Consider the following 22,965-nt stretch of genomic DNA (forward strand, 5'->3'; position numbering starts at 1 on the left):
ATTCGATACTCTCGACGGTCTCAGTTCACAGCGGACGTCGCTTCGACATGACGCGGCAATGTCACCCGGATACGGGTGCCGCGCTGGCTGGTGACATCAGCCGGGCTGTCGATGGTGATTTGTCCATAATGCTCTTCAACGATGGAATAGACCAGTGCAAGGCCCAGACCGGTGCCTTCACCCGGATCCTTGGTGGTGAAAAAAGGTTCGAACAATCGGTCCATGATGTTCTTCGGAATACCGCTGCCTTCGTCTTCGACGATCAGATCGACCGTGTGTTCGCCGGCTTCGCTCTTGACCCGTACCGCACTGTGCGGCGGCGAGGCGTCGCGAGCGTTGGAGAGCAGGTTGATCAAGACCTGGGCGAGTCGCTGCGGATCGCCTTCGACCCAATGATCGGGATCGCACAGGTTGTAGAACTGCACTTCAAAATTGCGTCGATTCAGCGCCAGCAGACCAATCGCGTCCTGTGCCACTTCGGCCAGACAAACCGGCTCGTCGCTGTGCTGATGGCTGCCGGCGTGAGCGAAACTCATCAACGATTGAACGATGCGCGAGACGCGTTTGGTCTGCTCGAGAATCTGCCCGCTGATTTCCGTCAGCTCGCCGTCGTCTTCGCGCTCTTCGCGCAGATTCTGCGCCAGACAGGCGATGCCGGTAATCGGGTTGCCGATTTCGTGGGCCACGCCCGCCGCAAGGCGGCCGATGCTGGCCAGGCGCTCGGAATGCACCAGTTTGTCTTCGAGCATCTGCGTTTCGGTCAGATCCTCCACCAGCAACACCAAGCCACTGTTGCCCGGCGCCAGCGGCTCGTCGATCGCCGCCTTGTGCAGGTTCAGCCAACGGGTCTGGCCATCGAGGGCGAGATGCTGTTTATGCAAATGCTCGTCGGGCAGATTGATGAAGCCCTGCAACAGATCTTTCCACGGCTCGCCAATGGTACTCAAGCGCGAACCGACGACACGCTGCGCGGCGATCCCGGTGAGTTCTTCCATGGCCTTGTTCCACATCAGGATCTCCTGATCCTTGGCCAGCGAACAGACACCCATCGGCAGTTCCTGCAGGGTCTGGCGGTGGTAGCGGCGCAGCGCATCGAGTTCGGCGGCAAGTCCTGTGAGGCGCGAGTGGTAATCCTCAAGGCGACTTTCGATGAAATGGATGTCTTCGGTGACGTAGTTTTCGCCGCCGGCCTTGTACGGCAGGAAGGTTTCGACCATGTCCTGGGCGACGCTCGGGCCCATCAGCCCGGACAGGTTGGCCTCGATGCGGTCGCGCAAACGGCGCAAGGCGTACGGGCGGCGCTCGTCGAACGGCAGATACAGGTCACGCAGCGCTTGCTCGACTTCTTTCTGCGCAGCCTTGGCGCCCAGCGGTTTCGCCAGTTGCGTGGCGAATTCCTGCGGCGAGGCGGCGTGCAGTTCGCGGCGTTGTGGACGACGCACGTTATCCACAGCGCAGGCTTCGGCGGCACTGGCTTCTTCAGGGCTGGCGTTGGTGAACAGCGAGATCAAGGTGAACATCAACACGTTGGCCGCCAGCGAGGCGATCGCCGCCATGTGCCAACTGGTGTCGTCGAGCACGTAGATCATGTTCAGCAGCGGAATGTAGAAACCCTGCAGATTGCCGACCAGTGGCAACAACATGGTCACCACCCAGACCAGAATCCCCGCCAACAGGCCGGCGATGAAGCCGCGCCGATTGGCGGTCGGCCAGTACAGCACCGACAGTACCCCCGGCAAGAATTGCAGGGTCGCCACGAACGCGACAATCCCGAGGTTGGCCAGATCCTGCTCGGCGCCGAGCATCAGGTAAAAGCCGAAACCGGCCATGATGATCGCGACGATCAGCGCGCGGCGCGTCCACTTCAGCCAGCGGTAGATATTGCCTTCGGCCGGTGGCTGATAAAGCGGCAGCACCAGATGATTCAGTGCCATGCCCGACAGCGCCAGCGTGGTCACGATGATCAGCCCGCTGGCCGCCGACAGCCCGCCGACATACGCGAGCAACGCCAGCGGTTTGCTGTTGGCGGCGATGCCGATGCCAAGGGTGAAATATTCCGGGTTGGTCGTGGCGCCGAGTTTCAACCCGGCCCAGAGAATCAGCGGCACCGCCAGGCTCATCAGCAGCAGAAACAGCGGCAAACCCCAACTGGCGCTGACCAGCGAGCGCGGGTTGAGGTTTTCGGTAAAGGTCATGTGGTACATGTGCGGCATGACGATCGCCGAGGCGAAGAACACCAGCAGCAGCGTGCGCCACGGCCCTTCCTGCAACGGCGTATGCAACGCGGCGAGGGCGGTCTGGTTTTGCAGCAGCCACAGTTCGAGTTGTTGCGGACCGTCGAACACGCCGTACAACGCATACAGGCCGACGCCGCCGAGGGCGACCAGCTTGATCACCGACTCGAAGGCAATCGCAAACACCAGCCCTTCGTGTTTCTCGCGGGTGGCGATGTGTCGCGAGCCGAAGAAGATCGTGAACAGAATGATCAGCGCGCAAAATGCCAGGGCGACGCGGCTCTGGATCGGCTCGCCGGTGAGGATACCGATCGAATCGGCCACGGCCTGAATCTGCAGGGCCAGCAGCGGCAGTACGCCGATCAGCATGAAGATCGTGGTCAGCGCGCCGGCCCAGGTGCTGCGAAAACGAAACGCGAACAGGTCCGCCAGCGACGACAGTTGATAGGTGCGGGTGATTTTCAGGATCGGATAGAGCAGCACTGGCGCCAGCAGAAACGCACCGGACACGCCCAGGTAACTGGAGAGAAAGCCGTAGCCATATTGATAGGCAAGGCCGACCGTGCCGTAGAACGCCCAGGCACTGGCATAGACTCCCAGCGACAAGGTGTAGGTCAGCGGGTGGCGAATGATCGCGCGCGGGATCATGCCCCGTTCGCTGACCCAGGCAACGCCAAACAGCGCCGCCAGGTACGCGGCGCTGACCAGGATCATCTGGGTCAGGCTAAAGCTCATCGGCATCTTTTTGGCTCTGCAGGATGAAGGTCACGACAATCAGGATCAGCCAGAGCAGATAAGGGCGATACCAGGCGCCCGTCGCGTCGATCCACCAATCCATGATGGCGGGGGAAAACAGGTAGATCCCCACGACTAAAAGCAGGACCAAGCGATAGATGTACATCCCGGCCTCTCTTTTTTATGCGCGTGCCCGAAAACGTGCGGCGATGGTAACGGATGGGCGCGTGACTGCAAGGGGCGTCATTGCAGTTGCGCCTCAGGCAGGGTCAGTGTGCGCGGGATTTTCGCCGCATCCCAGTGCGTGCTGCCCCAGGCGAGCAGTTCACGCGGCGAAGCGTGGGCGAGTTCAGAGCCGGGGTTCTGCCCCAGCGCGCGCAGGGCTCGCAGCAGTAACGGTGTGGCCTGGTCGGCCGCAAGCGGCGGCGAGCGGTACGACTTGCCGAGTTTGTTGCCGTCCGGCTGGGTGATGAGCGGCAGGTGCAGGTAGCGCGGCTGACGCAGGCCGAGCAATTCCTGCAGATACAACTGGCGCGGGGTCGAGTCGAGCAGATCGGCGCCACGCACGATGTCGGTGATGCCTTGCCAGGCGTCATCCAGCACCACCGCCAGTTGATAGGCGTAGAGCCCGTCGCGACGACGAATGACAAAGTCGCCGACATCCCGGCCCAGATGCTGGCGGTACTCGCCCTGCACGCGGTCGATGAAGTGATACTCCAGCTCCGGCACGCGCAGGCGGATCGCCGCGTCCTGCTGATCATGACCAGCGTTGCGACAAAAGCCCGGATAAATGCCGTTGTACGGTTCGAGTTGTTTGCGCGAGCACGTGCAGGCGTAGGCCAGGCCGTGATTGAACAGGCTGTTGAGCACTTCGGCATAGGCGTCGTGGCGATCGCTCTGACGCACCATTCTGCCGTCCCATTCGAAACCGTAACTCTCCAGCGCCTTGAGAATCGCCGCTTGCGCACCGGGCTCTTCGCGCGGCGGATCGAGATCTTCCATGCGCACCAGCCAGCGCCCGCCAACCGAGCGTGCGTCGAGGTAGGAGGCGAGGGCGGCGACCAGCGAACCGAAGTGCAAGTGGCCACTGGGGGTCGGGGCGAATCGGCCGATGTAGGCGGGGGAGGTTCTTACGGTCATGGGGACGAAAGCTATTCAGAGTTGACTCAGCTTATCCCTGTGGGAGCGAGCCTGCTCGCGAATGCGCACTTCCAGACAATTCAATGTTGACTGGAACACCGCTTTCGCGAGCAGGCTCGCTCCCACAAAGGCAGAAGCAGGTTAGGCAGGCAAATGTCAGAAACAAAAACGGAGCGTTCGCACGCTCCGTTTTTCGTTCAGGTCGCAATCACTTGCCGACCTGTTTTTCCTTGATTTCCGCCAGGGTCTTGCAGTCGATGCACAGATCCGCCGTCGGGCGGGCTTCGAGGCGCTTGACGCCGATCTCGATGCCGCAGGACTCGCACCAGCCGTATTCTTCGTCCTGAATCAGCTCAAGCGTCTTGTCGATCTTCTTGATCAGCTTGCGCTCGCGGTCGCGGGCGCGCAGTTCGAGGGCGAACTCTTCTTCCTGGCTGGCACGGTCGGCCGGGTCAGGGAAGTTGGCCGCTTCGTCTTTCATGTGATCAACCGTACGGTCGACTTCCTGCATCAAGTCCTGTTTCCACTTGTTCAGGATCTTGGTGAAGTGCGCGCGCATCGGAGCGCCCATGTACTCTTCACCCGCCTTCGGAACGTAAGGTTCGAAGCCGCTGATCGTCGCTTGCTGCTGTTGCTTTGCTTGGGTGGACATGAAATAGACCGCCTCTACTCTTGTAATCCATTGCGCAGGATTGCTCCATCACCGACACCTGCCGGCCCTGCGGCTGCAAGCGGGCGAACTTACCAGATCAAATCAGCCTGCGCTACTCCCGGATGTCGAGCCCCCGGCGGGTGGCGCTTGCAGATGTTTGGCAAGCCGTGTCTGTGGGAATGGAGACCTGTTCAATCACTGATTTTAGTCAATCCTGGAGCGTACGTTCAGATCGTTACAGTCCAGCGTTCTTGAGGCTGTGACCTTCACGGGTTCTCGCTCGTTCCGGCAGACAGGTAGAATCGTCTCTTTTTTCCGTCGAAGGCATTTCAATGGCCCCCTACAGTGCGCGCAGTCGTGCGATCGAACCGTTTCATGTGATGGCGCTGCTCGCGCGGGCCAATGAATTGCAGGCCGCCGGGCACGACGTGATCCATCTGGAGATCGGCGAGCCGGACTTCACCACCGCCGAGCCGATCATTCGCGCCGGGCAAGCGGCGCTGACGGCGGGCAAGACCCGCTACACCGCGGCGCGCGGGATTCCCGAGTTGCGCGAGGCGATTGCCGGGTTCTATCAATCGCGGTACGGGCTGAACATTGATCCGCGGCGGATTCTGATCACCCCGGGCGGCTCCGGCGCGCTGCTGCTGGCCAGTGCGTTGCTGGTCGATCCCGGCAAGCACTGGTTGCTGGCCGACCCCGGCTACCCGTGCAACCGGCATTTCCTGCGGCTGGTCGAGGGCGCGGCGCAATTGGTGCCGGTCGGGCCGGACGTGCGCTATCAACTGACCCCCGATCTGGTCGCGCGGCACTGGGATCGCGACAGCGTGGGCGCATTGGTTGCGTCGCCGGCCAACCCGACCGGGACGATTCTGACTCGCGATGAACTGGCCGGGTTATCCACCGCCATCAAGGCGCGTCACGGTCATCTGGTGGTCGACGAGATCTATCACGGCCTGACGTATGGCACCGATGCCGCCAGCGTTCTGCAAGTGGATGACGGTGCGTTCGTGCTCAACAGCTTCTCCAAGTATTTCGGCATGACCGGTTGGCGCCTCGGCTGGCTGGTCGCGCCGGACGCAGCGGTGAGCGAGCTGGAAAAGCTGGCGCAAAACCTCTACATCAGCGCGCCGAGCATGGCGCAGCACGCGGCGCTGGCCTGTTTCGAGCCGGCGACGATCGCAATTTTCGAAGAGCGCCGCGCCGAATTCGGCCGCCGCCGCGATTTCCTTCTGCCGGCGCTGCGCGAACTGGGCTTCAACATTGCCGTCGAGCCTGAAGGAGCGTTTTATCTGTACGCCGATATCAGCCAGTTCGGCGGCGATGCCTTCGCGTTCTGTCAGCATTTCCTCGAAACCGAGCACGTTGCCTTCACCCCGGGCCTGGATTTTGGCCGCTATCAGGCCAGCCACCATGTGCGTTTTGCCTACACGCAAAACCTTGATCGCTTACAGGAAGCGGTGGAGCGTATCGCCCGTGGCTTGAAGAGCTGGCAAGGCTGATGCGCTTTTATCCACAGCTTGAAGAAGCTCGCCTGATCCGCCGATACAAACGTTTCCTCGCTGATATTGAAACCGTTAGCGGCGAGTTGCTGACCATTCACTGTCCCAACACCGGCTCAATGCTCAACTGTCAGGTTGAGGGCGGGCAGGTCTGGTTCAGCCGCTCGAATGACCCCAAGCGCAAGCTGCCCGGCACCTGGGAGATCGGCGAAACCCCGCAGGGGCGCTTGTTCTGTGTGAATACCGCACGGGCGAATGGGTTGGTCGAAGAAGCCTTGCAGGCGGGGGTTATCACCGAGCTGAACGGCTTTACCGCGTTGAAGCGCGAAGTCGCCTACGGGCAGGAAAAAAGTCGCATCGATTTTCGCCTCGAATACCCGAGCGGTCCGGCGTATGTCGAAGTGAAAAGCGTCACCCTGGGCTTCGATGAAACGGCGGTGGCGGCGTTCCCTGATGCCGTGACCCAGCGTGGCGCCAAGCATCTGCGCGAGCTGGCGCATCTGGCGCGCGACGGCATTCGTGCGGTGCAGCTGTATTGCGTAAACCTGACCGGCATCGAAGCCGTGCGCCCGGCCGAGGAAATCGATTCGGCTTACGCAGAGGCGCTGCGCGAAGCGGTTGCCTGCGGCGTGGAAGTGCTGGCTTACGGCGTGCGCCTTGACCATGAGGAAATGGTCATCGACCGCCGACTCGAGGTGCGGCTAAACGGTTAAACCTTTATCCACAGGCCTTGCGAGTCTTCCTCGCATTCAATCGCCGTGAGCGATTGCCCGGCACACGGGCCGGCGACGCATTCACCGTCCTCGATCAGAAACAGTGCGCCATGGGTGGCACACTGGATCAGGCTGTTGCTCGGGTCGAGAAACCGGTCAGGTTGCCACTCCAGCCCAACGCCACGGTGCGGGCAGCGATTCAGATAAACGTAGGCCTGTCCGCCACGGCGTACGGCAAACAATTTTTTGCCGTCGATTTCGAAGCCGCGGCTGCTGGCTTCGGGCAGCTCAGTGCCGGCGCAGAGAAACTTCATGGCTATCCTCAAGAGTCTGCTCGTGTCTGGATATGTCCGAGCTTGACGGTTAAATGCAAACAATTATCAAATGGCCGCCTTCTCCCACAGGGAGTCTGGCAGCTGTCGAGGATACTTGGCTCGCTCTGCGGATGCCCGGGAAACCTTACCCAAGGAAGCTGTGTATGCGCCTGAGTCCCCGCATTGCTGCGTTGTGTGTCGGCTGGCTGTTCAGTCATCACGCTGTCGCGGCTGATCTGCCACAACGCTGGGTCAGCGCCGGTGGTGCGCTGTCGGAATGGGTCAGTGCGCTGGGCGGCGAAGCGAAACTGGTCGGCGTCGATACCACCAGCCAGCATCCGCAATCACTCAAGGCGCTGCCAGGCATCGGTTATCAGCGCAGTCTTTCTGCCGAGGGCATTCTCAGCCTGCGCCCGGACATGCTCATCGGCACCGAAGAAATGGGCCCGCCGCCGGTGCTGGCTCAGGTCAAGGCAGCCAAGGTCCGCGTCGAGCTGTTTTCGGCGCAAGCGGATCTGCCGACGTTGGCGCAAAACGTCACTCGTCTGGGTCAGTTGTTGGGCGCAGAAGCGCAGGCGAAGCAACTGCTGCAAACTTATCAACAGCAACTCGATGCGCAACAGGCGCGGGTGGCTCAGGCGCAAACCGCACAAAAAGCCCCGGGCGTGCTGCTGTTGCTCGGTCACGCCGGAGGCAAACCGCTGATTGCCGGCAAGGACACCGCCGCCGATTGGCTGCTGCAACAGGCAGGCGGGCATAACCTCGCGACTCATAGCGGTTACAAACCCTTTTCGGTGGAGTCGCTGGCCGGCCTTGATCCCGAAGTGTTGGTATTCGCCGATCGTGCGCTGAGCGGCGAGGCGGCGAAAACCGCGCTATTCAAGGAAAATCCGATTTTGAGTTCCAGTCGCGCGGCCAGGGCCGGGCGGGTGATGGAGCTGGATCCGACACTGCTGGTCGGCGGGCTCGGGCCGCGCTTGCCGGCTGCACTGAAAACCCTGTCTGACGGTTTTTATCCGGCCAAGGGCGGCCAATGACCACACTGGTCAAACCGCGTGGCCTGTTCATCGGCCTGACACTGCTGTGTCTGTTGGCAATTTGGCTGTCACTGGCGCTCGGGCCGGTCAGCCTGCCGCTGTTCGATACCTTGCGCGCCGCGTTGCGCCTGCTGGGGGTGCCGCTGGCGCCGGACGGTCTGGAGCAGGCCGAACTGATCCTTGGACAGATTCGTCTGCCGCGCACCTTGCTCGGTCTGGCGGTGGGTGGCGTGCTGGCGTTGTCCGGCGTGGCGATGCAGGGCTTGTTTCGCAATCCGCTGGCCGATCCGGGATTGGTCGGTGTTTCCAGTGGCGCAGCGCTGGGAGCAGCGATTGCGATTGTTGGCGGCGAGATGTTTGGCGAAGTGCCGGAAGGCTTCGCGCCGTATCTGCTGTCGGTGTGCGCATTTCTCGGCGGGCTCGGGGTGACGGCACTGGTCTATCGACTCGGCCGGCGTAACGGGCAGACCCACGTCGCGACCATGTTGCTGGCGGGCATCGCGCTGACGGCGCTGGCCGGCTCGGCCGTCGGCCTGTTCACTTATCTGGCGGATGACGCGACCCTGCGCACGCTGACCTTCTGGAATCTCGGCAGCCTCAATGGCGCCAGCTACGCGCGGCTGTGGCCGTTGCTGATCATCAGCGCCGCTGTCGCGTTATGGCTGCCGCGTCGGGCCAAGGCCTTGAATGCCTTGCTGCTCGGCGAGTCGGAGGCCGGGCATCTGGGGATCGACGTCGAGCGGCTCAAGCGTGAACTGGTGTTCTGCACCGCACTGGGTGTCGGCGCGGCGGTGGCGGCGGCGGGTATGATCGGTTTTGTCGGGCTGGTGGTGCCGCACCTTGTGCGACTGCTCGCCGGCCCCGACCATCGCGTGCTGTTGCCGGCCTCGGTGCTGGCCGGTGGCAGCCTGTTATTGCTCGCCGATCTGGTGGCGCGGCTGGCGCTGGCGCCGGCGGAGTTGCCGATCGGTATCGTCACGGCATTCATCGGCGCACCGTTCTTTCTTTATCTGCTGCTGCGAGGGCGGGCCTGATGCTGAGCGCGCACAAACTGCAGATTCAGCGCGGGCGCAAAACCGTGCTCGATGAGGTCACGCTGCAACTCGAAGCGGGCGAAGTGCTCGGCGTACTCGGGCCGAACGGTGCGGGCAAAAGTACGTTGCTCGGCGCGTTGTGCGGGGAGTTGGCCGCCAGCGCGGGCGAGGTGTTGCTCGATGGCAAGCCGTTGAATGACTGGGCGCGAGTCGAACGTGCGCAACGGCTGGCAGTCTTGCCGCAGGTGTCGACGCTGGACTTTGCCTTTCGCGTCGAAGAAGTGGTCGGCATGGGCCGTTTGCCCTATCAAAGCGGCCGCATGCGTGACGAGGAGATCATCGCTGCGGCATTGGCGGCGGCCGATGCCGGGCATCTGAACGGGCGCAGTTATCTGGCGTTGTCCGGTGGCGAGCGCCAGCGCGTGCACCTGGCGCGGGTGCTGGCGCAGTTGTGGCCGGGGCAGGCCGGGCAAACGCTGTTGCTCGACGAGCCGACTTCAATGCTCGATCCGCTGCATCAGCACACCACTTTGCAGGCGGTGCGTGAGTTTGCCGATCGCGGCGCGGCGGTGCTGGTGATCCTGCATGATCTGAACCTCGCTGCGCGTTATTGCGATCGCATCCTGCTGCTGGAAAACGGCCGACCAGTGGCCCTGGATACGCCCGAGCGGGTGCTGCGCCCGGATACACTGCAAGCGGTGTTCGGACTGCAAGTGCTGGTGCAGCCGCACCCGGAGCGCGGGCATCCGCTGATCATCGCCCGCTGACCGAATCGTCGAGGTGTGTGCATGCGAAGACTGTGGTTGTTGCTGCTGGTGGTGCTTGCAGGGTGTCAGCATGCTGTCGCGCCAGCACCGGTCAGTGGCGAAATTCGCGACCTGCACAGCGGTGAAGTGCTGACCGCAGAGCAACTGGTGACGCGTCTTGCGGATCCCGAGCGACTGATCATCGGTGAGCAACATGACAATGCCGATCACCACGCTGTGCAGTTATGGCTGTTGCAGGCGCTCGGCGAGCAGCGCCAGCAGGGCAGTCTGTTGCTGGAAATGCTCACGCCCGATCAGCAGCCCAAAGTGGCTACCGCGCAGCAGATGCCGGCATCCGCCGATGTTGCCAAAGCGCTGGACTGGCAGGACGGCTGGGACTGGACGCTTTATGGTCCGATCGTACGCTTCGCGCTCTCGCAACCGTATCCGCTGCTGGCGGCCAATCTCGACAACAACGAAATCCGCGCAGTCTATCGAGAGTCTCCCGCGCTGAGCGGTGCGCGCAGCAACGCGGCATCGGTGCAAAACACACTGTTGGAACAAATCAGCGATTCCCACTGCGGCTTGCTGCCCGAATCGCAAATGCCGGCGATGCTGGCGGTTCAGCAACAGCGTGATCGGCGCATGGCTGAACGCCTGCTCGCGGCGCCCACGCCCTCAATCCTTCTGGCTGGCGCCTGGCATGCACGCAAGGATGCCGGCGTGCCGCTGCATGTTCTCGATTTGGGCGCGGCCGATGCCCCCACAGTGCTGATGCTGGCCGAGCAAGGCGAAAAGGTGACTGCGGTGATGGCCGATTATGTCTGGTACACACCTGCCACGTCGAAACCGGATTACTGCGAGCAGATGCGCAAACAGTTCGGTAAATGACTTTTTTGCGGGCAAAAAAGACCCGGTAAAAACCGGGTCAAATAACCGTGATTAGCCTGATGAGGAGATAATCTGAGAGTCCGAACCAAGGGCTTTTCAGAATATCGACTGATCTCGCGACCAGTTGTGATAATCATAGCGATTCTCATTACCGCGTCAACCACTGATTTGCCGTTTTTACGATTCAGTCGCGAAAATGGCCGGAATGCCGCGAAAATCAAGGGCTTCAGTGTTGGCCGTCAGCGACGGTGGCGGGTGCGATCTGCCGGTTCAATTGGCCGATGCGCCGCGCCATGCTTTCGATCAGGCTGTGAGCGATCTTGGGGTTCGTCCGAGCCATGCTCAAAAACTGATCACCCGGGATCAACATCACCGTGCTCGGTACGCGCGCAATCACTGTGGCGTTGCGCGGTTCGCCGGTGAAGATCGCCATGGCGCCGAAAATCTCGTCCCTGGCGACGTCGCCGACCTTGTGTCCATCAACAAACGCTTCGGCATGCCCGTCGATGATCACAAACACATGATCGGCAACGTCACCCTGCCTGATCAGGGTTTCGCCAGCCTCGACCCGTTTGAAACCGTTAGTGCTGCGAAATTCGCGCGGTTTCAGCTCTGCTACGGCGTGGGCCAGGATGGCCATGTGACCTTGCATGTATTCAACGAACTGCTCCGCGCGGCCTGCGTCAGCGTAAAGATGCCGGAACAGCTCTTCACGGCGGTAGGGCTGCAAACGCAGCGGTGCGTCGCAGTACCAACGACAATCAGCCCAGGCATCACCCTGCTGCAGACCGATCAGATCGCCTTCCTGCCAGTAAATCAGCGGTCGCGCGCCGATGTGGCCGTTGATCACACCGTCAATCAGCAGAAACAACTGTCCGGCGGGCAACAGGGGCAGCAAATCATCCGTCGCATCCACCTGCAAAACCGGCCCGCAAGGAGCGAGATCTCGCACCCACTGCACGGGCAGGCTTTGCAAACGGTTGATCATTGCATCGGTATACGCCGATTGTTCGCCCAGTAAATACATGACGGTCGCTGCCCGTTCAGTTCTTGTGACGCGCGGAAATGGCTTCGAGCTGCTTGTTCAGGGCGTCCTTGCGCTCGGCGGGGATGTCGTTCCAGTGCACATCCATCAGGGCGCCTTCGATCGCATACAACAACACCTTCGATGCACGAAAACCGCGGGTACGCACGGCCCGGTAGGCGTCCACTGCGCCGAGCCGACGCAAGTCCGAGGCGCTGTGGATGCCCACGGCATGCAGCCATTGCGCCGACGTCTTGCCAAGATTTTTCAGGTGTTGCAGTTCATCATTCATCAAGCCTCCTTGCGACGGCCGAATGGTGCGTGGGCGAGCTTCTCAGGAGTGTAGCCATCAGTAGGAAAAGCGTGGTTGTTTGGTCGGATTCGACGCAAATGCTTCTAAGAAAGGGGATAAAGATCTACGAATGCAGAAGGGAAGGGGCATAGCGCATAACAAATGTGGGAGCGAGCCTGCTCGCGAAGACGGTGGATCAGCCGCTACCTATATCGACTGACACTACGCCTTCGCGAGCAGGCTCGCTCCCACAAGGGGGGGCCAGGGCTGACAGCGATCTCAGCGCGTGCGATAGCGCAAGCGCGTGCCGAAATTCATCGACATCAGAATCTCGTCGGCACTCAGCTCCGGCGGGAAGTACGCACCGGAAATCTGTGCGTGGGCCAGGCTTGCGCCTTCCAGCTGTGCGTTACGGAAATCGATGCCACGCAAATCGGCGGAACGGAAATACGCGTCGCGGAAATCCACGCCATCGGCGTTCAACTCGCGCAGATCGAGACCGCGGAAATCGCCGCCGACCATGTCGATCGGACCGTCCTGCGGACGCTCCTTGTTGAAACCAGTGATGTCGTCTTTGTGCAGCAAGGCATACAGCGGCGTATCGAGAAGTTTCGGCTGGCTCATGTCAGATCACCTGTTGGTTTTATGGCGCCAGTATAGTGCCACTATTTGGCGGCCGTGAAGCGAGCGAGGGCTTCACGGCCGAAATAGTTTCTTACAGGCCTGGCAGGCGCTGACGAATCTGCGCGACCACTGTGTCGAGCGTGCCGGATTCATTGGTCTGCACGCGTTTGCTGCGCAGAATCTCTTCTGGCGTCAGCGCTTCACGGTTGGCCTGTTGCGCTTCGATCACCGCCAGGGTGGCGTCGGACGGGTCCTTCTGGTCGGCTTGGCGCATCGCCAGCCAGCTCTCGATCACCGCTTGCGGCGCGTTGCAGTCGAGAATCAGGAAGGGCGTGCCGGTGGCTTCGGCGATTTTCGCGGCGTTGTCACGTTGTTCGCGTTTCAGGTAAGTGGCGTCGATCACCACCGGGAAACCGGCGTGCAGGATCACTTCGGCGATTTCGTGCAGGCGCGCATAAGTCGCGGTGCTGGCATCGGCGCTGTAAATCCCGGCCTGTACGTCGTTGGCGACGGTCTGCTCGCCGAACAGGCGCTTGCGCTCGACATCCGAACGCAGGCGGATCGCGCCCAGTGCCTCGACCAGGCGCATGGCAACATGGCTTTTGCCGACCGCGGACACGCCGTGGGTGATCGCCATGAAGCGTGACGGAATGGTGCTGTAGCTTTCCGCCAGGTTGGCGTAGTTGCGGTACTGGCGCAGGGTGGTGGCGCGCTGCACGGCGGTCGCGTCCGCCGGCATGCTGAACAGCGCGACCTTCGCGCGCACCAGCGCGCGGTAGGCTTTATAGAAGTTCAGCACTTCCAGGCCCTGATAGTCGCCGGTCAGTTCCAGGTACTGGCTGATGAAGCGTCGCGCCAGTGATTTCAGGCCGCGGTCTTCCAGGTCCATCGCGAGGAAACCGGTGTCGGCCCAGACGTCAGTGAAACGGAACGGCTCGTTGAACTCGATGCAATCGAAGATCACCACGTTGCCGTCGATGACCGTGGCGTTGCCCAGGTGGATGTCGCCGTGGCATTCACGGGTGAAACCCGCAGCCTTGCGCTCGGCGAACAGTGGCTTGAGACGTTCGAAGCTGCTTTCGGCCCAGGCTTTCAGCGCCTCGAGTTGCAGCAGGTCGTTTTTGTCGCTGAGGAACGGCAGGATCTGTTCGAAGTTTTGCGCGACCGGCGCCATTACGCTCTGCGGGGTGCCGGCGTCGTGCTCGGCCGGTACTATCGGTGCGTTGAGGTGGAAGCGGGCGATCTGTTCGGCCATCGCATCGATGTGCTGGGTAGTCAGCTCACCGTTAGCTTGCAGGGTGCTGAGCAGGCCGGTCTGCGGGAACTGACGCATTTTCAGTACGTATTCGATCGCCGCGCCTTCGCCGCCCAATTGCGGTGCCTCGACGCTGCCGGTGACCGGCAACACTTCCAGATACAAATCCTCGGTCAGGCGCTGGTTCAGGCGCAGTTCTTCAGCGCAGAAATGTGCACGCGATTCCAGTCCGGTGAAGTCGAGGAAGCCGAAATTAACCGGCTTCTTCACTTTATAGGCAAAAGGGCCGGTGAGAATCACCCACGAGATGTGGGTTTCGATGACCTGGAACCCTTCGACGGGGTGCGGGTAGAGGGCCGGGTTTTGCAGGGCAGCGATCAGGGACTGGCTCACGGGCGATCCTTCAGAGACGGGAAAATTCGAGGTCGCCATTATGGCCGCTTGCCCGCCGGACGCAAACCTCTGAGGGTGCCTGTTGAGGATCGATAAAGTGCGTATAATCCGCCGCCATGACTCGATCCCGATCCCCCCGTACCAAGAAAAAACCGCCGTCCAAGGGCCTGAGCCCGTGGCTGAGCTGGGCCATCAAACTCAGTCTGGTCGGCCTTGTCGTGCTGGCCGGCTTCGCCGTTTACCTCGATGCCGTGGTGCAGGAGAAGTTCTCCGGCAAGCGCTGGACCATCCCGGCCAAGGTGTACGCGCGCCCGCTCGAGCTGTTCGTCGGACAGAAGCTCAGCAAGGACGATTTCCTCACCGAACTCGATGCCCTCGGCTATCGCCGCGAAGCCGTGAGCAATGGCCCCGGCGCTGCTGCCGTCAGCGGCAATACGGTTGACCTCAATACCCGTGGCTTCCAGTTCTATGAAGGTCTGGAGAAACCGCAACCGGTGCGCGTGCGCTTCTCCGGCGATTACGTTGCCGAGCTGTCGGCGACCAACGGTTCCAAGCTGTCGGTGGTGCGTCTGGAACCGCTGCTGATCGGCGGCATTTATCCGAAGAATCTTGAAGACCGCATCCTGATCAAGCTCGATCAGGTGCCGCCGTATCTGCTCGAAACTCTGGTCGCTGTCGAAGACCGCGATTTCTACAGCCACTGGGGCGTGTCGCCGAAGTCGATCGCCCGTGCGGTCTGGGTCAACACCTCTGGCGGCAAGATGACCCAGGGCGGCAGTACCCTGACCCAGCAGTTGGTGAAGAACTTCTACCTGACCAGCGAACGCAGCCTGACCCGCAAGCTCACCGAAGCGATGATGGCGATGTTGCTGGAGCTGCATTACGACAAGAAGGAAATCCTCGAGGCCTACCTCAACGAAGTCTTCGTCGGGCAGGACGGTCAGCGCGCGGTGCACGGTTTCGGTCTGGCCAGCCAGTTCTTCTTCGGCCAGCCATTGTCCGAGCTGAAGCTGCATCAAGTGGCGTTGCTGGTCGGCATGGTCAAAGGCCCGTCCTACTACAACCCGCGGCGCAATCCGGAGCGCGCGCTGGAGCGCCGTAACCTGGTGCTCGACGTGCTTGCACAACAGGGCGTAGCCACGCCGGAGCAGGTCGAAGCGGCGAAGAAAATGCCGCTGGGCGTGACCACCCGCGGCAAGCTTGCCGACAGCTCGTACCCAGGCTTCATCGATCTGGTCAAACGTCAGTTGCGTGAGGATTACCGCGACGAAGACTTGACCGAAGAAGGCCTGCGCATCTTCACCAGCTTCGACCCGATCCTGCAGATGAAAGCCGAGGCCTCGGTCAACGACACCTTTAAACGTCTGGCCGGGCGCAAAGGCTCCGATGACGTTGAAGCGGCGATGGTCGTGACCAACCCGGAAACCGGTGAAGTCCAGGCGATGATCGGCAGCCGTCAGGCCAGTTACGCCGGCTTCAACCGCGCGCTGGATGCGGTGCGGCCGATCGGTTCGTTGATCAAACCGGCGGTTTACCTGACCGCGCTGGAAAAACCGAGCCAGTACACGCTGACCAGTTGGCTGTCGGATGAACCGTTGTCGGTCAAAGGCGCAAACGGGCAGGTGTGGAAGCCGCAGAACTATGATCGCCGCTCCCACGGCACGGTGTTCCTCTATCAGGGGCTGGCGCATTCCTACAACCTGTCGACCTCGCGTCTGGGCCTGGAAGTCGGTGTGCCGAACGTGCTCAAGACCCTCGGTCGTCTGGGTGTGACGCGTGAATTCCCGGCGTTCCCGTCGATGCTCCTGGGTGCCGGCGGCATGACCCCGATCGAAGTGGCGACCATGTACCAGACGCTGGCCAATGGCGGTTTCAACACGCCGATGCGCGGGATTCGCAGCGTACTGACCGCAGAAGGCGAGCCGCTCAAACGTTATCCGTTCCAGATTCAGCAGCGTTTCGACCCGGCCTCCATCTATCTGATCCAGAACGCCATGCAGCGCGTGATGCGTGAAGGTACCGGCAGTTCGGTTTATAACGTGTTGCCCAAGACCCTGACGCTGGCCGGCAAGACCGGTACCAGTAACGATTCGCGCGACAGCTGGTTCGCCGGTTTCAGTCAGGACCTGCTGGCCGTGGTCTGGCTGGGCCGCGACGACAACGGCAAGACGCCGTTCACCGGGGCGACCGGTGCGTTGCAGGTCTGGACCAGTTTCATGCGCAAGGCCGATCCGCTGCCGCTGGACATGCCGCAGCCGGATAACGTCGTGCAGGCCTGGGTCGATTCGCGCACCGGGCAAGGCTCCGATGCCAACTGCCCCGGTGCGGTACAGATGCCGTATATTCGCGGCAGCGAACCGCCACCCGGCGCCGCGTGCGCAAGCGAAACGCCTGCCTCGCCGGAATCGGTGATGGATTGGGTCAAGGGCTGGATGAATTAAGCAAAGAGGGTTTCAAGTGAACAAGTGGTTGATTCCAGCGGTGACCGCCGTGGCTTTGCTCAGCGGCTGCTCTACCGTACAGCGTGGTTCGATTCCCGTCGTCGACTCCGGCACAGCGGTGTCCAACAGCGAGCGCATCGGTGCCAATGGCGGTTTCCGCCAGACCACGGTCAAGCGTCCGGTGCAGGGCCAGACTCAGGCAATTCCGCAAGGCGATACCGGCGTAGTGGTGATGGTGCCGGGCGGCGGCGCGGCCGTGTCGACACCGATCAGCTCCTCGCCAATCGTTCCGGGCCCTGCCTCCGGCGGTATCACCTCGGGCCCATACAACCCGTCGGCGGTCGACTCGGCGCCGGTCAACTCCGGCAGCTACAGCGTGCCGTCGACGCCGAGTGGCATTCCGTCGGCGAGCAGCGGCGGTGGCCTGTCGGCCGATGAGCAACTGGACGGCCCGGTGCTCGCCTTGCTGACCACTGCACAACAGCAGCAGGCCGGTGGCGACCTCAACGGTGCGTCGTCGAGTCTGGAGCGCGCCCAGCGCGTTGCACCGCGTGAGCCGCAAGTGCTTTATCGTCTGGCGCAGGTGCGCATGGCTCAGGGCGATGCGCCGCAAGCCGAGCAATTTGCCCGTCGTGCACTGACGATGGCCAACGGTCGTCCGGATCTGCAAGCCAGCCTGTGGGAGTTGATCGCTCAGGCCCGTGAGAAACAAGGCGATTCCGCCGGCGCCACGCTGGCCCGGCAAAAGGCCAAGGTCTCGCTGTGATGGATGCCCGTTTCCCGCAAATCGCCGATCAGTTGCTGCTGATCGAGCGTGAGCTGCGTACCCAGGGCTGGTGGGACGAGGTGCAGCCGTCGGCCGAAGCTTTGAGCAGTGTTGAGCCGTTTTCCGTCGACACACTCGATTTCGAGCAGTGGCTGCAATGGATCTTCCTGCCGCGTATGAAGGCGATTCTCGAACACAATCTGGCACTGCCGAATGTCTCGGGTATTCACGAAATGGCCGAGATGGTTTTCGCGCAGCGCAACCTTGGGGGTAAAGATCGTCAGTTGCAGGTGCTGCTCAAGGATTTTGACGATCTGATCAAACGCTCGCATTGACGTGGGAACTGCCAGTGATCACTGGCAGTTCTGCTCAATCTGCTTCTGCGCTTCGGCGATGCGCTCCTGACGCTGCGCATCGTCAAGCCGCTTCAACTGTCCTTCGACCTCTTCTCGCAAACGTGGATTGTTTTGCAACTGCGCAAGGTTGGTCCGTGCCTGCTCGCAAAACGCCTGGAGCTGCGCCTGTTGCTCGGCCACCTGTTTTTTGACCTTGTCGTCGATCGCTTTCTGATCACCAAGTACGCCGCTGCCGGGCATGGCGGATGGTTTTGCCGGGGGCGAGGAGGGCGTTTTCACGGTGGTCGACGGCTGGCCCGCAGGTGGCTGGGCATCGAAGTGAGTGACACCCTGGGCATCGACCCATTTGTAGATCTGAGCGGCCGAGCACCACGGGCTGAGGCCGATCAGCAGAGTCAGGAGGAGCGTTCGCATGCTGATTCCTTGGCAAAATTGCGCAATTGACGCTAACAGAGTAGCGCTTTTCAGGTTTTTTCTTGCGTTCTCATGTGCTTACCCACAATTAACCTCACAGACGACTTGACTTGCAGAGGGCGAAACAGAAGAATCCAAAGTCCGCTGTAGAGGGACTGCCAGAAGCAGACCCACTCGGTAGATCATGAGGCGCACATCCGCGCCGACCTGTTACACCCGCAACGCGTTACCTCGCGCTGGGTGGGAAAGGCCCGCAACACTTGGGACGATCCCAATACTTGCTCAGTCAGTGCTGACGTAGTCGGCGACCACCGTCGCTCATGCTCTGCCGAGAAGTAAACCTATTAAGACCCGCCCCTTTTTTGTGGACGGTATTCTGGCGTTTTAGAGGTGAACAACGTGGAGCTTTTATCTGGCGGTGAGATGCTCGTCCGCTTTTTGCGTGACGAAGGCGTCAAATATATCTACGGGTACCCGGGTGGTGCTCTCCTGCATGTTTACGATGCCCTGTTCAAAGAACCGGAAGTGACTCACATCCTGGTTCGTCACGAACAAGCGGCAACCCATATGGCCGACGGCTACGCCCGTGCCACCGGTAAAGCCGGCGTGGTACTGGTGACTTCCGGTCCAGGCGCCACAAACGCCATCACCGGTATCGCCACCGCCTATATGGACTCGATTCCAATGGTGATCATTTCCGGTCAGGTGCCCAGCACCATGGTCGGCACCGACGCGTTCCAGGAAACCGACATGATCGGTATCTCCCGGCCGATCGTGAAGCACAGCTTCATGATCAAGCACGCCTCGGAAATCCCGGAAGTCATGAAGAAGGCATTCTACCTGGCGCAATCCGGTCGTCCGGGCCCGGTCGTGGTCGATATCCCGAAAGACATGACCAACCCGGCCGAGAAGTTCGAATACATCTTCCCGAAAAAGGCCAAGCTGCGTTCCTACAGCCCGGCCGTTCGCGGGCACTCCGGGCAAATCCGCAAGGCAGCCGAAATGCTCCTGGCGGCCAAGCGTCCAGTGCTGTACTCCGGCGGCGGGGTGATCCTCGGCAACGGTTCCGCACCGCTGACCGAACTGGCGAAAATGCTCAATCTGCCGGTGACCAACACGTTGATGGGCCTGGGTGCTTTTCCCGGCACCGATCGCCAGTTCATCGGCATGCTCGGCATGCACGGCAGCTACACCGCCAACCTGGCGATGCACCATGCCGACGTGATTCTCGCAGTCGGCGCACGTTTCGACGACCGCGTGATCAACGGCCCGGCGAAGTTCTGCCCGAACGCCAAGATCATTCACATCGACATCGACCCGGCGTCGATCTCCAAGACCATCAAGGCTGATGTGCCAATCGTTGGCCCGGTCGAGAGCGTCCTGACCGAAATGGTCGCGATTCTCAAGGAAATCGGCGAAACCCCGAACAAGGAGTCCGTCGCCAGTTGGTGGAAGCAGGTCGATGAATGGCGTGGCGATCGCGGCCTGTTCCCTTACGAAAAGGGCGACGGCAGCAAAATCAAGCCGCAGACCGTGATCGAAACCCTGTGCGAAGTGACGAAGGGCGATGCCTTTGTGACCTCCGACGTCGGTCAGCACCAGATGTTCGCGGCGCAGTACTACACGTTCAACAAGCCGAACCGCTGGATCAACTCCGGTGGTCTGGGCACGATGGGCTTCGGTCTGCCGGCGGCGATGGGCATCAAACTGAGCTTCCCGGACGACGACGTTGCCTGCGTCACCGGCGAAGGCAGCATCCAGATGAACATCCAGGAACTGTCGACCTGCCTGCAATACGGCCTGCCGGTGAAAATCGTCATTCTCAACAACGGTGTGCTGGGCATGGTTCGCCAGTGGCAGGACATGAGCTACGGCAGCCGTCACTCGCACTCCTACATGGAATCGCTGCCGGACTTCATCAAACTGGCTGAAGCCTACGGCCACATTGGCGTACGCATCACCGAATCGAAAGATTTGAAGTCGAAGATGGCCGAAGCTTTCGCCATGAAGGATCGCCTGGTGATCATCGACGTTGCGGTCGACACCAGCGAGCACGTCTATCCGATGCAGATCAAAGACGGCTCGATGCGCGATATGTGGTTGAGCAAGACGGAGCGTACTTAATCATGCGGCACATTATTTCCTTGCTTCTGGAAAACGAACCTGGCGCTCTGTCTCGCGTAGTCGGCCTGTTCTCGCAGCGCAACTACAACATTGAAAGCCTGACCGTGGCGCCGACCGAAGACCCGACCTTGTCGCGTCTGACGCTGACCACTGTGGGCCACGATGAAGTGATCGAGCAGATCACCAAAAACCTGAACAAGCTGATCGAAGTGGTCAAGCTGGTGGACCTGTCGGAAAGTGCTCACATCGAGCGCGAGCTGATGCTGGTCAAGGTCAAGGCCACTGGCGCCCAGCGCGCCGAGATCAAACGCACCACCGATATTTACCGTGGACAGATCGTCGATGTCAGCGCCAGCGTGTATACCGTTCAATTGACCGGTACCAGCGACAAGCTCGACAGCTTCATTCAGTCCATCGGCACCGCATCGATTCTGGAAACCGTCCGCAGCGGCGTGACCGGTATCGCCCGCGGCGACAAAGTACTCAGCATCTAAACCAAATTAGCGCATGGCCTGAATGGCCGGATATAAGGGGAAATTCATGAAAGTTTTCTACGATAAAGACTGCGACCTGTCGATCATCCAGGGCAAGAAAGTTGCCATCATCGGTTACGGTTCCCAGGGCCACGCCCAGGCGTGCAACCTGAAAGACTCCGGTGTCGACGTTACCGTTGGTCTGCGTAAAGGTTCGGCTACCGTTGCCAAAGCTGAAGCCCACGGCCTGAAAGTGACCGACGTGGCTTCCGCTGTCGCAGCGGCCGACCTGGTCATGATCCTGACCCCGGACGAGTTCCAGTCGTCGCTGTACAAGAACGAAATCGAGCCGAACATCAAGAAGGGCGCCACTCTGGCCTTCTCCCACGGCTTCGCGATTCACTACAACCAGGTTGTGCCACGCGCTGACCTCGACGTGATCATGATCGCGCCGAAGGCTCCGGGCCACACCGTGCGTTCCGAGTTCGTGAAAGGCGGCGGTATCCCTGACCTGATCGCGATCTACCAGGACGCCTCGGGCAACGCCAAAAACGTTGCACTGTCCTACGCTGCTGGCGTCGGTGGCGGTCGTACCGGCATCATCGAAACCACCTTCAAGGACGAGACCGAAACCGACCTGTTCGGCGAACAAGCCGTTCTGTGCGGCGGTACCGTTGAATTGGTGAAAGCCGGTTTCGAAACCTTGGTTGAAGCTGGCTACGCGCCGGAAATGGCCTACTTCGAGTGCCTGCACGAACTGAAACTGATCGTTGACCTCATGTACGAAGGCGGTATCGCCAACATGAACTACTCGATCTCCAACAACGCTGAATACGGCGAGTACGTGACGGGTCCGGAAGTGATCAACGCCGAATCCCGTCAGGCCATGCGCAACGCCCTGAAACGTATTCAGGACGGCGAATACGCCAAAATGTTCATCAGCGAAGGCGCAACCGGCTACCCTTCGATGACCGCCAAGCGTCGTAACAACGCCGCTCACGGTATCGAAATCATCGGCGAGCAACTGCGCTCCATGATGCCGTGGATCGGTGCCAACAAGATCGTCGACAAAGCCAAAAACTAAGTCGTCGTTGCTTGTACGAAAGACGCGGCCTCGGCCGCGTTTTTTCGTTTGAGGCGGTGGTTCTGGTATAAAGCTGCATCGTTTGTGGCCGAACTGTCGTCCTCAAGCCTCTGTCGAATTTTCTCCAAACCGTTGCAAGGTAATGTCCATGAGCGAACGTCCCGAAGAGCCGAACAAGGCTTCTGACGCCGAAAGCCTGCTGCCCGTCGATGAACACATCGAAGAAGGGCACGACGCGGAAGGTCGTAAAGTCCGGCATCGTGGTATCTATCTGCTGCCGAACCTGTTCACCACTGCGAACCTGTTTGCAGGCTTTTATTCCATCATCAACTCGATGAGTGCCCAGGCCGCGTTGAGCGCCGGGGATTCGGCGAACGCGAGCAAGTATTTCGCCTTCGCCGCGATCGCGATTTTCGTCGCCATGGTGCTCGATGGCCTCGACGGGCGTGTTGCGCGCATGACCAACACGCAAAGCGCCTTCGGCGCCGAGTACGACTCGCTGTCGGACATGGTCGCATTTGGTGTCGCCCCGGCATTGCTGGCGTTTGGCTGGGCGCTGGGTGATATGGGCAAGGTCGGCTGGATGGTCGCCTTCATCTATGTGGCGGGCGCGGCGTTGCGTCTGGCGCGCTTCAACACTCAGGTCGGTACCGCGGACAAGCGCTACTTCATTGGTCTGGCGAGTCCTGCGGCTGCCGGCGTGGTGGCCGGTATCGTCTGG

23 protein-coding genes (1 of these 23 only partly in view) are annotated in these 22,965 nt (G+C 61.0%); 13 read left to right on the top strand and 10 right to left on the bottom strand.

From position 1 onward, the window contains the following. Nucleotides 1–20 precede the first annotated feature (20 nt). The 4 genes from M0746_RS01325 to dksA all read right to left on the bottom strand — a co-directional run bounded on the left by M0746_RS01325 (nt 21) and on the right by dksA (nt 4,761). Nucleotides 21–2,975 (bottom strand): sensor histidine kinase, encoded by a 2,955-nt coding sequence (locus M0746_RS01325; RefSeq protein WP_258447983.1) that lies wholly within the window; start codon nt 2,973–2,975, stop codon nt 21–23. Then, nucleotides 2,959–3,135, bottom strand: a complete 177-nt coding sequence (locus M0746_RS01330; RefSeq protein WP_003176118.1) for a hypothetical protein — start codon at nt 3,133–3,135, stop codon at nt 2,959–2,961. Before M0746_RS01330 ends, M0746_RS01325 begins: the two co-directional genes overlap by 17 nt. A 77-nt stretch (nt 3,136–3,212) precedes the next feature. Beyond that, entirely contained in the window at nt 3,213–4,109 is an 897-nt protein-coding gene (gluQRS, locus tag M0746_RS01335; RefSeq protein WP_258447984.1) for a tRNA glutamyl-Q(34) synthetase GluQRS, read from the bottom strand. A gap of 208 nt (nt 4,110–4,317) precedes the next feature. Further along, entirely contained in the window at nt 4,318–4,761 is a 444-nt protein-coding gene (gene dksA / locus M0746_RS01340; protein WP_258447985.1) for an RNA polymerase-binding protein DksA, read from the bottom strand. 332 nt (nt 4,762–5,093) lie between these two features. Between dksA and M0746_RS01345 the strand changes: the two genes are divergently transcribed. Further along, nucleotides 5,094–6,263, top strand: a complete 1,170-nt coding sequence (locus M0746_RS01345) for a pyridoxal phosphate-dependent aminotransferase (RefSeq protein WP_208939744.1) — start codon at nt 5,094–5,096, stop codon at nt 6,261–6,263. Next, nucleotides 6,263–6,976, top strand: coding sequence for a DNA/RNA nuclease SfsA (gene sfsA, locus M0746_RS01350; RefSeq protein WP_258447986.1), 714 nt, complete (start codon nt 6,263–6,265; stop codon nt 6,974–6,976). Before M0746_RS01345 ends, sfsA begins: the two co-directional genes overlap by 1 nt. Here sfsA and M0746_RS01355 read toward each other — a convergent pair. Continuing rightward, nucleotides 6,973–7,290: a Rieske (2Fe-2S) protein gene (locus M0746_RS01355; protein ID WP_258447987.1), complete on the bottom strand. Its 318-nt coding sequence runs from the start codon at nt 7,288–7,290 to the stop codon at nt 6,973–6,975. The genes sfsA and M0746_RS01355 overlap by 4 nt on opposite strands. A 164-nt stretch (nt 7,291–7,454) precedes the next feature. On the opposite strand from M0746_RS01355, the gene M0746_RS01360 reads away from it, so the two are divergent. From M0746_RS01360 to M0746_RS01375, 4 genes are read left to right on the top strand one after another with little or no spacing between them, the layout of a single operon-like run. After that, nucleotides 7,455–8,327: a heme/hemin ABC transporter substrate-binding protein gene (locus M0746_RS01360; protein ID WP_258447988.1), complete on the top strand. Its 873-nt coding sequence runs from the start codon at nt 7,455–7,457 to the stop codon at nt 8,325–8,327. Nucleotides 8,328–8,377: 50 nt separating this feature from the next. Further along, nucleotides 8,378–9,361 carry a FecCD family ABC transporter permease gene (locus M0746_RS01365; RefSeq protein ID WP_258451418.1) on the top strand — a complete coding sequence of 328 codons (984 nt, stop codon included), beginning with the start codon at nt 8,378–8,380 and terminating at the stop codon, nt 9,359–9,361. After that, complete coding sequence (locus tag M0746_RS01370) at nt 9,361–10,128, top strand: heme ABC transporter ATP-binding protein (RefSeq protein ID WP_258447989.1); 768 nt, start codon at nt 9,361–9,363, stop codon at nt 10,126–10,128. The genes M0746_RS01365 and M0746_RS01370 overlap by 1 nt, the downstream gene beginning before the upstream one ends. A gap of 21 nt (nt 10,129–10,149) precedes the next feature. Beyond that, complete coding sequence (locus tag M0746_RS01375) at nt 10,150–10,998, top strand: ChaN family lipoprotein (protein ID WP_258447990.1); 849 nt, start codon at nt 10,150–10,152, stop codon at nt 10,996–10,998. A gap of 226 nt (nt 10,999–11,224) precedes the next feature. On the opposite strand, the gene M0746_RS01380 is transcribed toward M0746_RS01375, so the two are convergent. The 4 genes from M0746_RS01380 to M0746_RS01395 all read right to left on the bottom strand — a co-directional run bounded on the left by M0746_RS01380 (nt 11,225) and on the right by M0746_RS01395 (nt 14,586). Next, on the bottom strand, nt 11,225–12,025 hold the full coding sequence (locus M0746_RS01380; RefSeq protein WP_258447991.1) for a Crp/Fnr family transcriptional regulator: 801 nt from the start codon (nt 12,023–12,025) through the stop codon (nt 11,225–11,227). A gap of 16 nt (nt 12,026–12,041) precedes the next feature. Beyond that, nucleotides 12,042–12,314, bottom strand: coding sequence for a TfoX/Sxy family protein (locus tag M0746_RS01385; RefSeq protein WP_016773175.1), 273 nt, complete (start codon nt 12,312–12,314; stop codon nt 12,042–12,044). A gap of 279 nt (nt 12,315–12,593) precedes the next feature. Next, nucleotides 12,594–12,938: a pentapeptide repeat-containing protein gene (locus M0746_RS01390; RefSeq protein WP_258447992.1), complete on the bottom strand. Its 345-nt coding sequence runs from the start codon at nt 12,936–12,938 to the stop codon at nt 12,594–12,596. Nucleotides 12,939–13,029: 91 nt separating this feature from the next. Then, entirely contained in the window at nt 13,030–14,586 is a 1,557-nt protein-coding gene (locus M0746_RS01395) for a bifunctional aminoglycoside phosphotransferase/ATP-binding protein (RefSeq protein ID WP_258447993.1), read from the bottom strand. 116 nt (nt 14,587–14,702) lie between these two features. Here M0746_RS01395 and mrcB point away from each other — a divergent pair, with 116 nt between their 5' ends. From mrcB to M0746_RS01410, 3 genes are read left to right on the top strand one after another with little or no spacing between them, the layout of a single operon-like run. Beyond that, nucleotides 14,703–17,027 (top strand): penicillin-binding protein 1B, encoded by a 2,325-nt coding sequence (gene mrcB, locus M0746_RS01400; protein ID WP_258447994.1) that lies wholly within the window; start codon nt 14,703–14,705, stop codon nt 17,025–17,027. A 16-nt stretch (nt 17,028–17,043) separates the two neighbouring features. Further along, nucleotides 17,044–17,793: a tetratricopeptide repeat protein gene (locus tag M0746_RS01405; protein WP_258447995.1), complete on the top strand. Its 750-nt coding sequence runs from the start codon at nt 17,044–17,046 to the stop codon at nt 17,791–17,793. Then, nucleotides 17,793–18,128: a YqcC family protein gene (locus M0746_RS01410; protein ID WP_258447996.1), complete on the top strand. Its 336-nt coding sequence runs from the start codon at nt 17,793–17,795 to the stop codon at nt 18,126–18,128. Before M0746_RS01405 ends, M0746_RS01410 begins: the two co-directional genes overlap by 1 nt. 18 nt (nt 18,129–18,146) lie before the next feature. On the opposite strand, the gene M0746_RS01415 is transcribed toward M0746_RS01410, so the two are convergent. Beyond that, nucleotides 18,147–18,563: a DUF4124 domain-containing protein gene (locus M0746_RS01415; protein ID WP_258447997.1), complete on the bottom strand. Its 417-nt coding sequence runs from the start codon at nt 18,561–18,563 to the stop codon at nt 18,147–18,149. 399 nt (nt 18,564–18,962) lie between these two features. Here M0746_RS01415 and M0746_RS01420 point away from each other — a divergent pair, with 399 nt between their 5' ends. The 4 genes from M0746_RS01420 to pssA all read left to right on the top strand — a co-directional run. Next, complete coding sequence (locus M0746_RS01420; RefSeq protein ID WP_258447998.1) at nt 18,963–20,687, top strand: acetolactate synthase 3 large subunit; 1,725 nt, start codon at nt 18,963–18,965, stop codon at nt 20,685–20,687. Nucleotides 20,688–20,689: 2 nt separating this feature from the next. Next, the gene (gene ilvN, locus M0746_RS01425; RefSeq protein WP_003176102.1) at nt 20,690–21,181 is read left to right on the top strand and encodes an acetolactate synthase small subunit; all 492 of its coding nucleotides are present in this window, start codon (nt 20,690–20,692) and stop codon (nt 21,179–21,181) included. A 46-nt stretch (nt 21,182–21,227) separates the two neighbouring features. Next, nucleotides 21,228–22,244, top strand: a complete 1,017-nt coding sequence (gene ilvC / locus M0746_RS01430) for a ketol-acid reductoisomerase (RefSeq protein WP_003228216.1) — start codon at nt 21,228–21,230, stop codon at nt 22,242–22,244. 148 nt (nt 22,245–22,392) lie between these two features. Beyond that, on the top strand, nt 22,393–22,965 hold the 5' portion of the coding sequence (gene pssA / locus M0746_RS01435) for a CDP-diacylglycerol--serine O-phosphatidyltransferase (RefSeq protein WP_090286305.1). The gene runs 285 nt beyond the window's last position; only the first 573 of its 858 coding nucleotides appear in the window; the start codon lies at nt 22,393–22,395; its stop codon lies beyond the right edge, outside the window.

Origin of the sequence: Pseudomonas sp. S11P7 (assembly GCF_023195435.1) — a bacterium.
Classification (GTDB): Bacteria; Pseudomonadota; Gammaproteobacteria; order Pseudomonadales; family Pseudomonadaceae; genus Aquipseudomonas; species Aquipseudomonas fluorescens_G.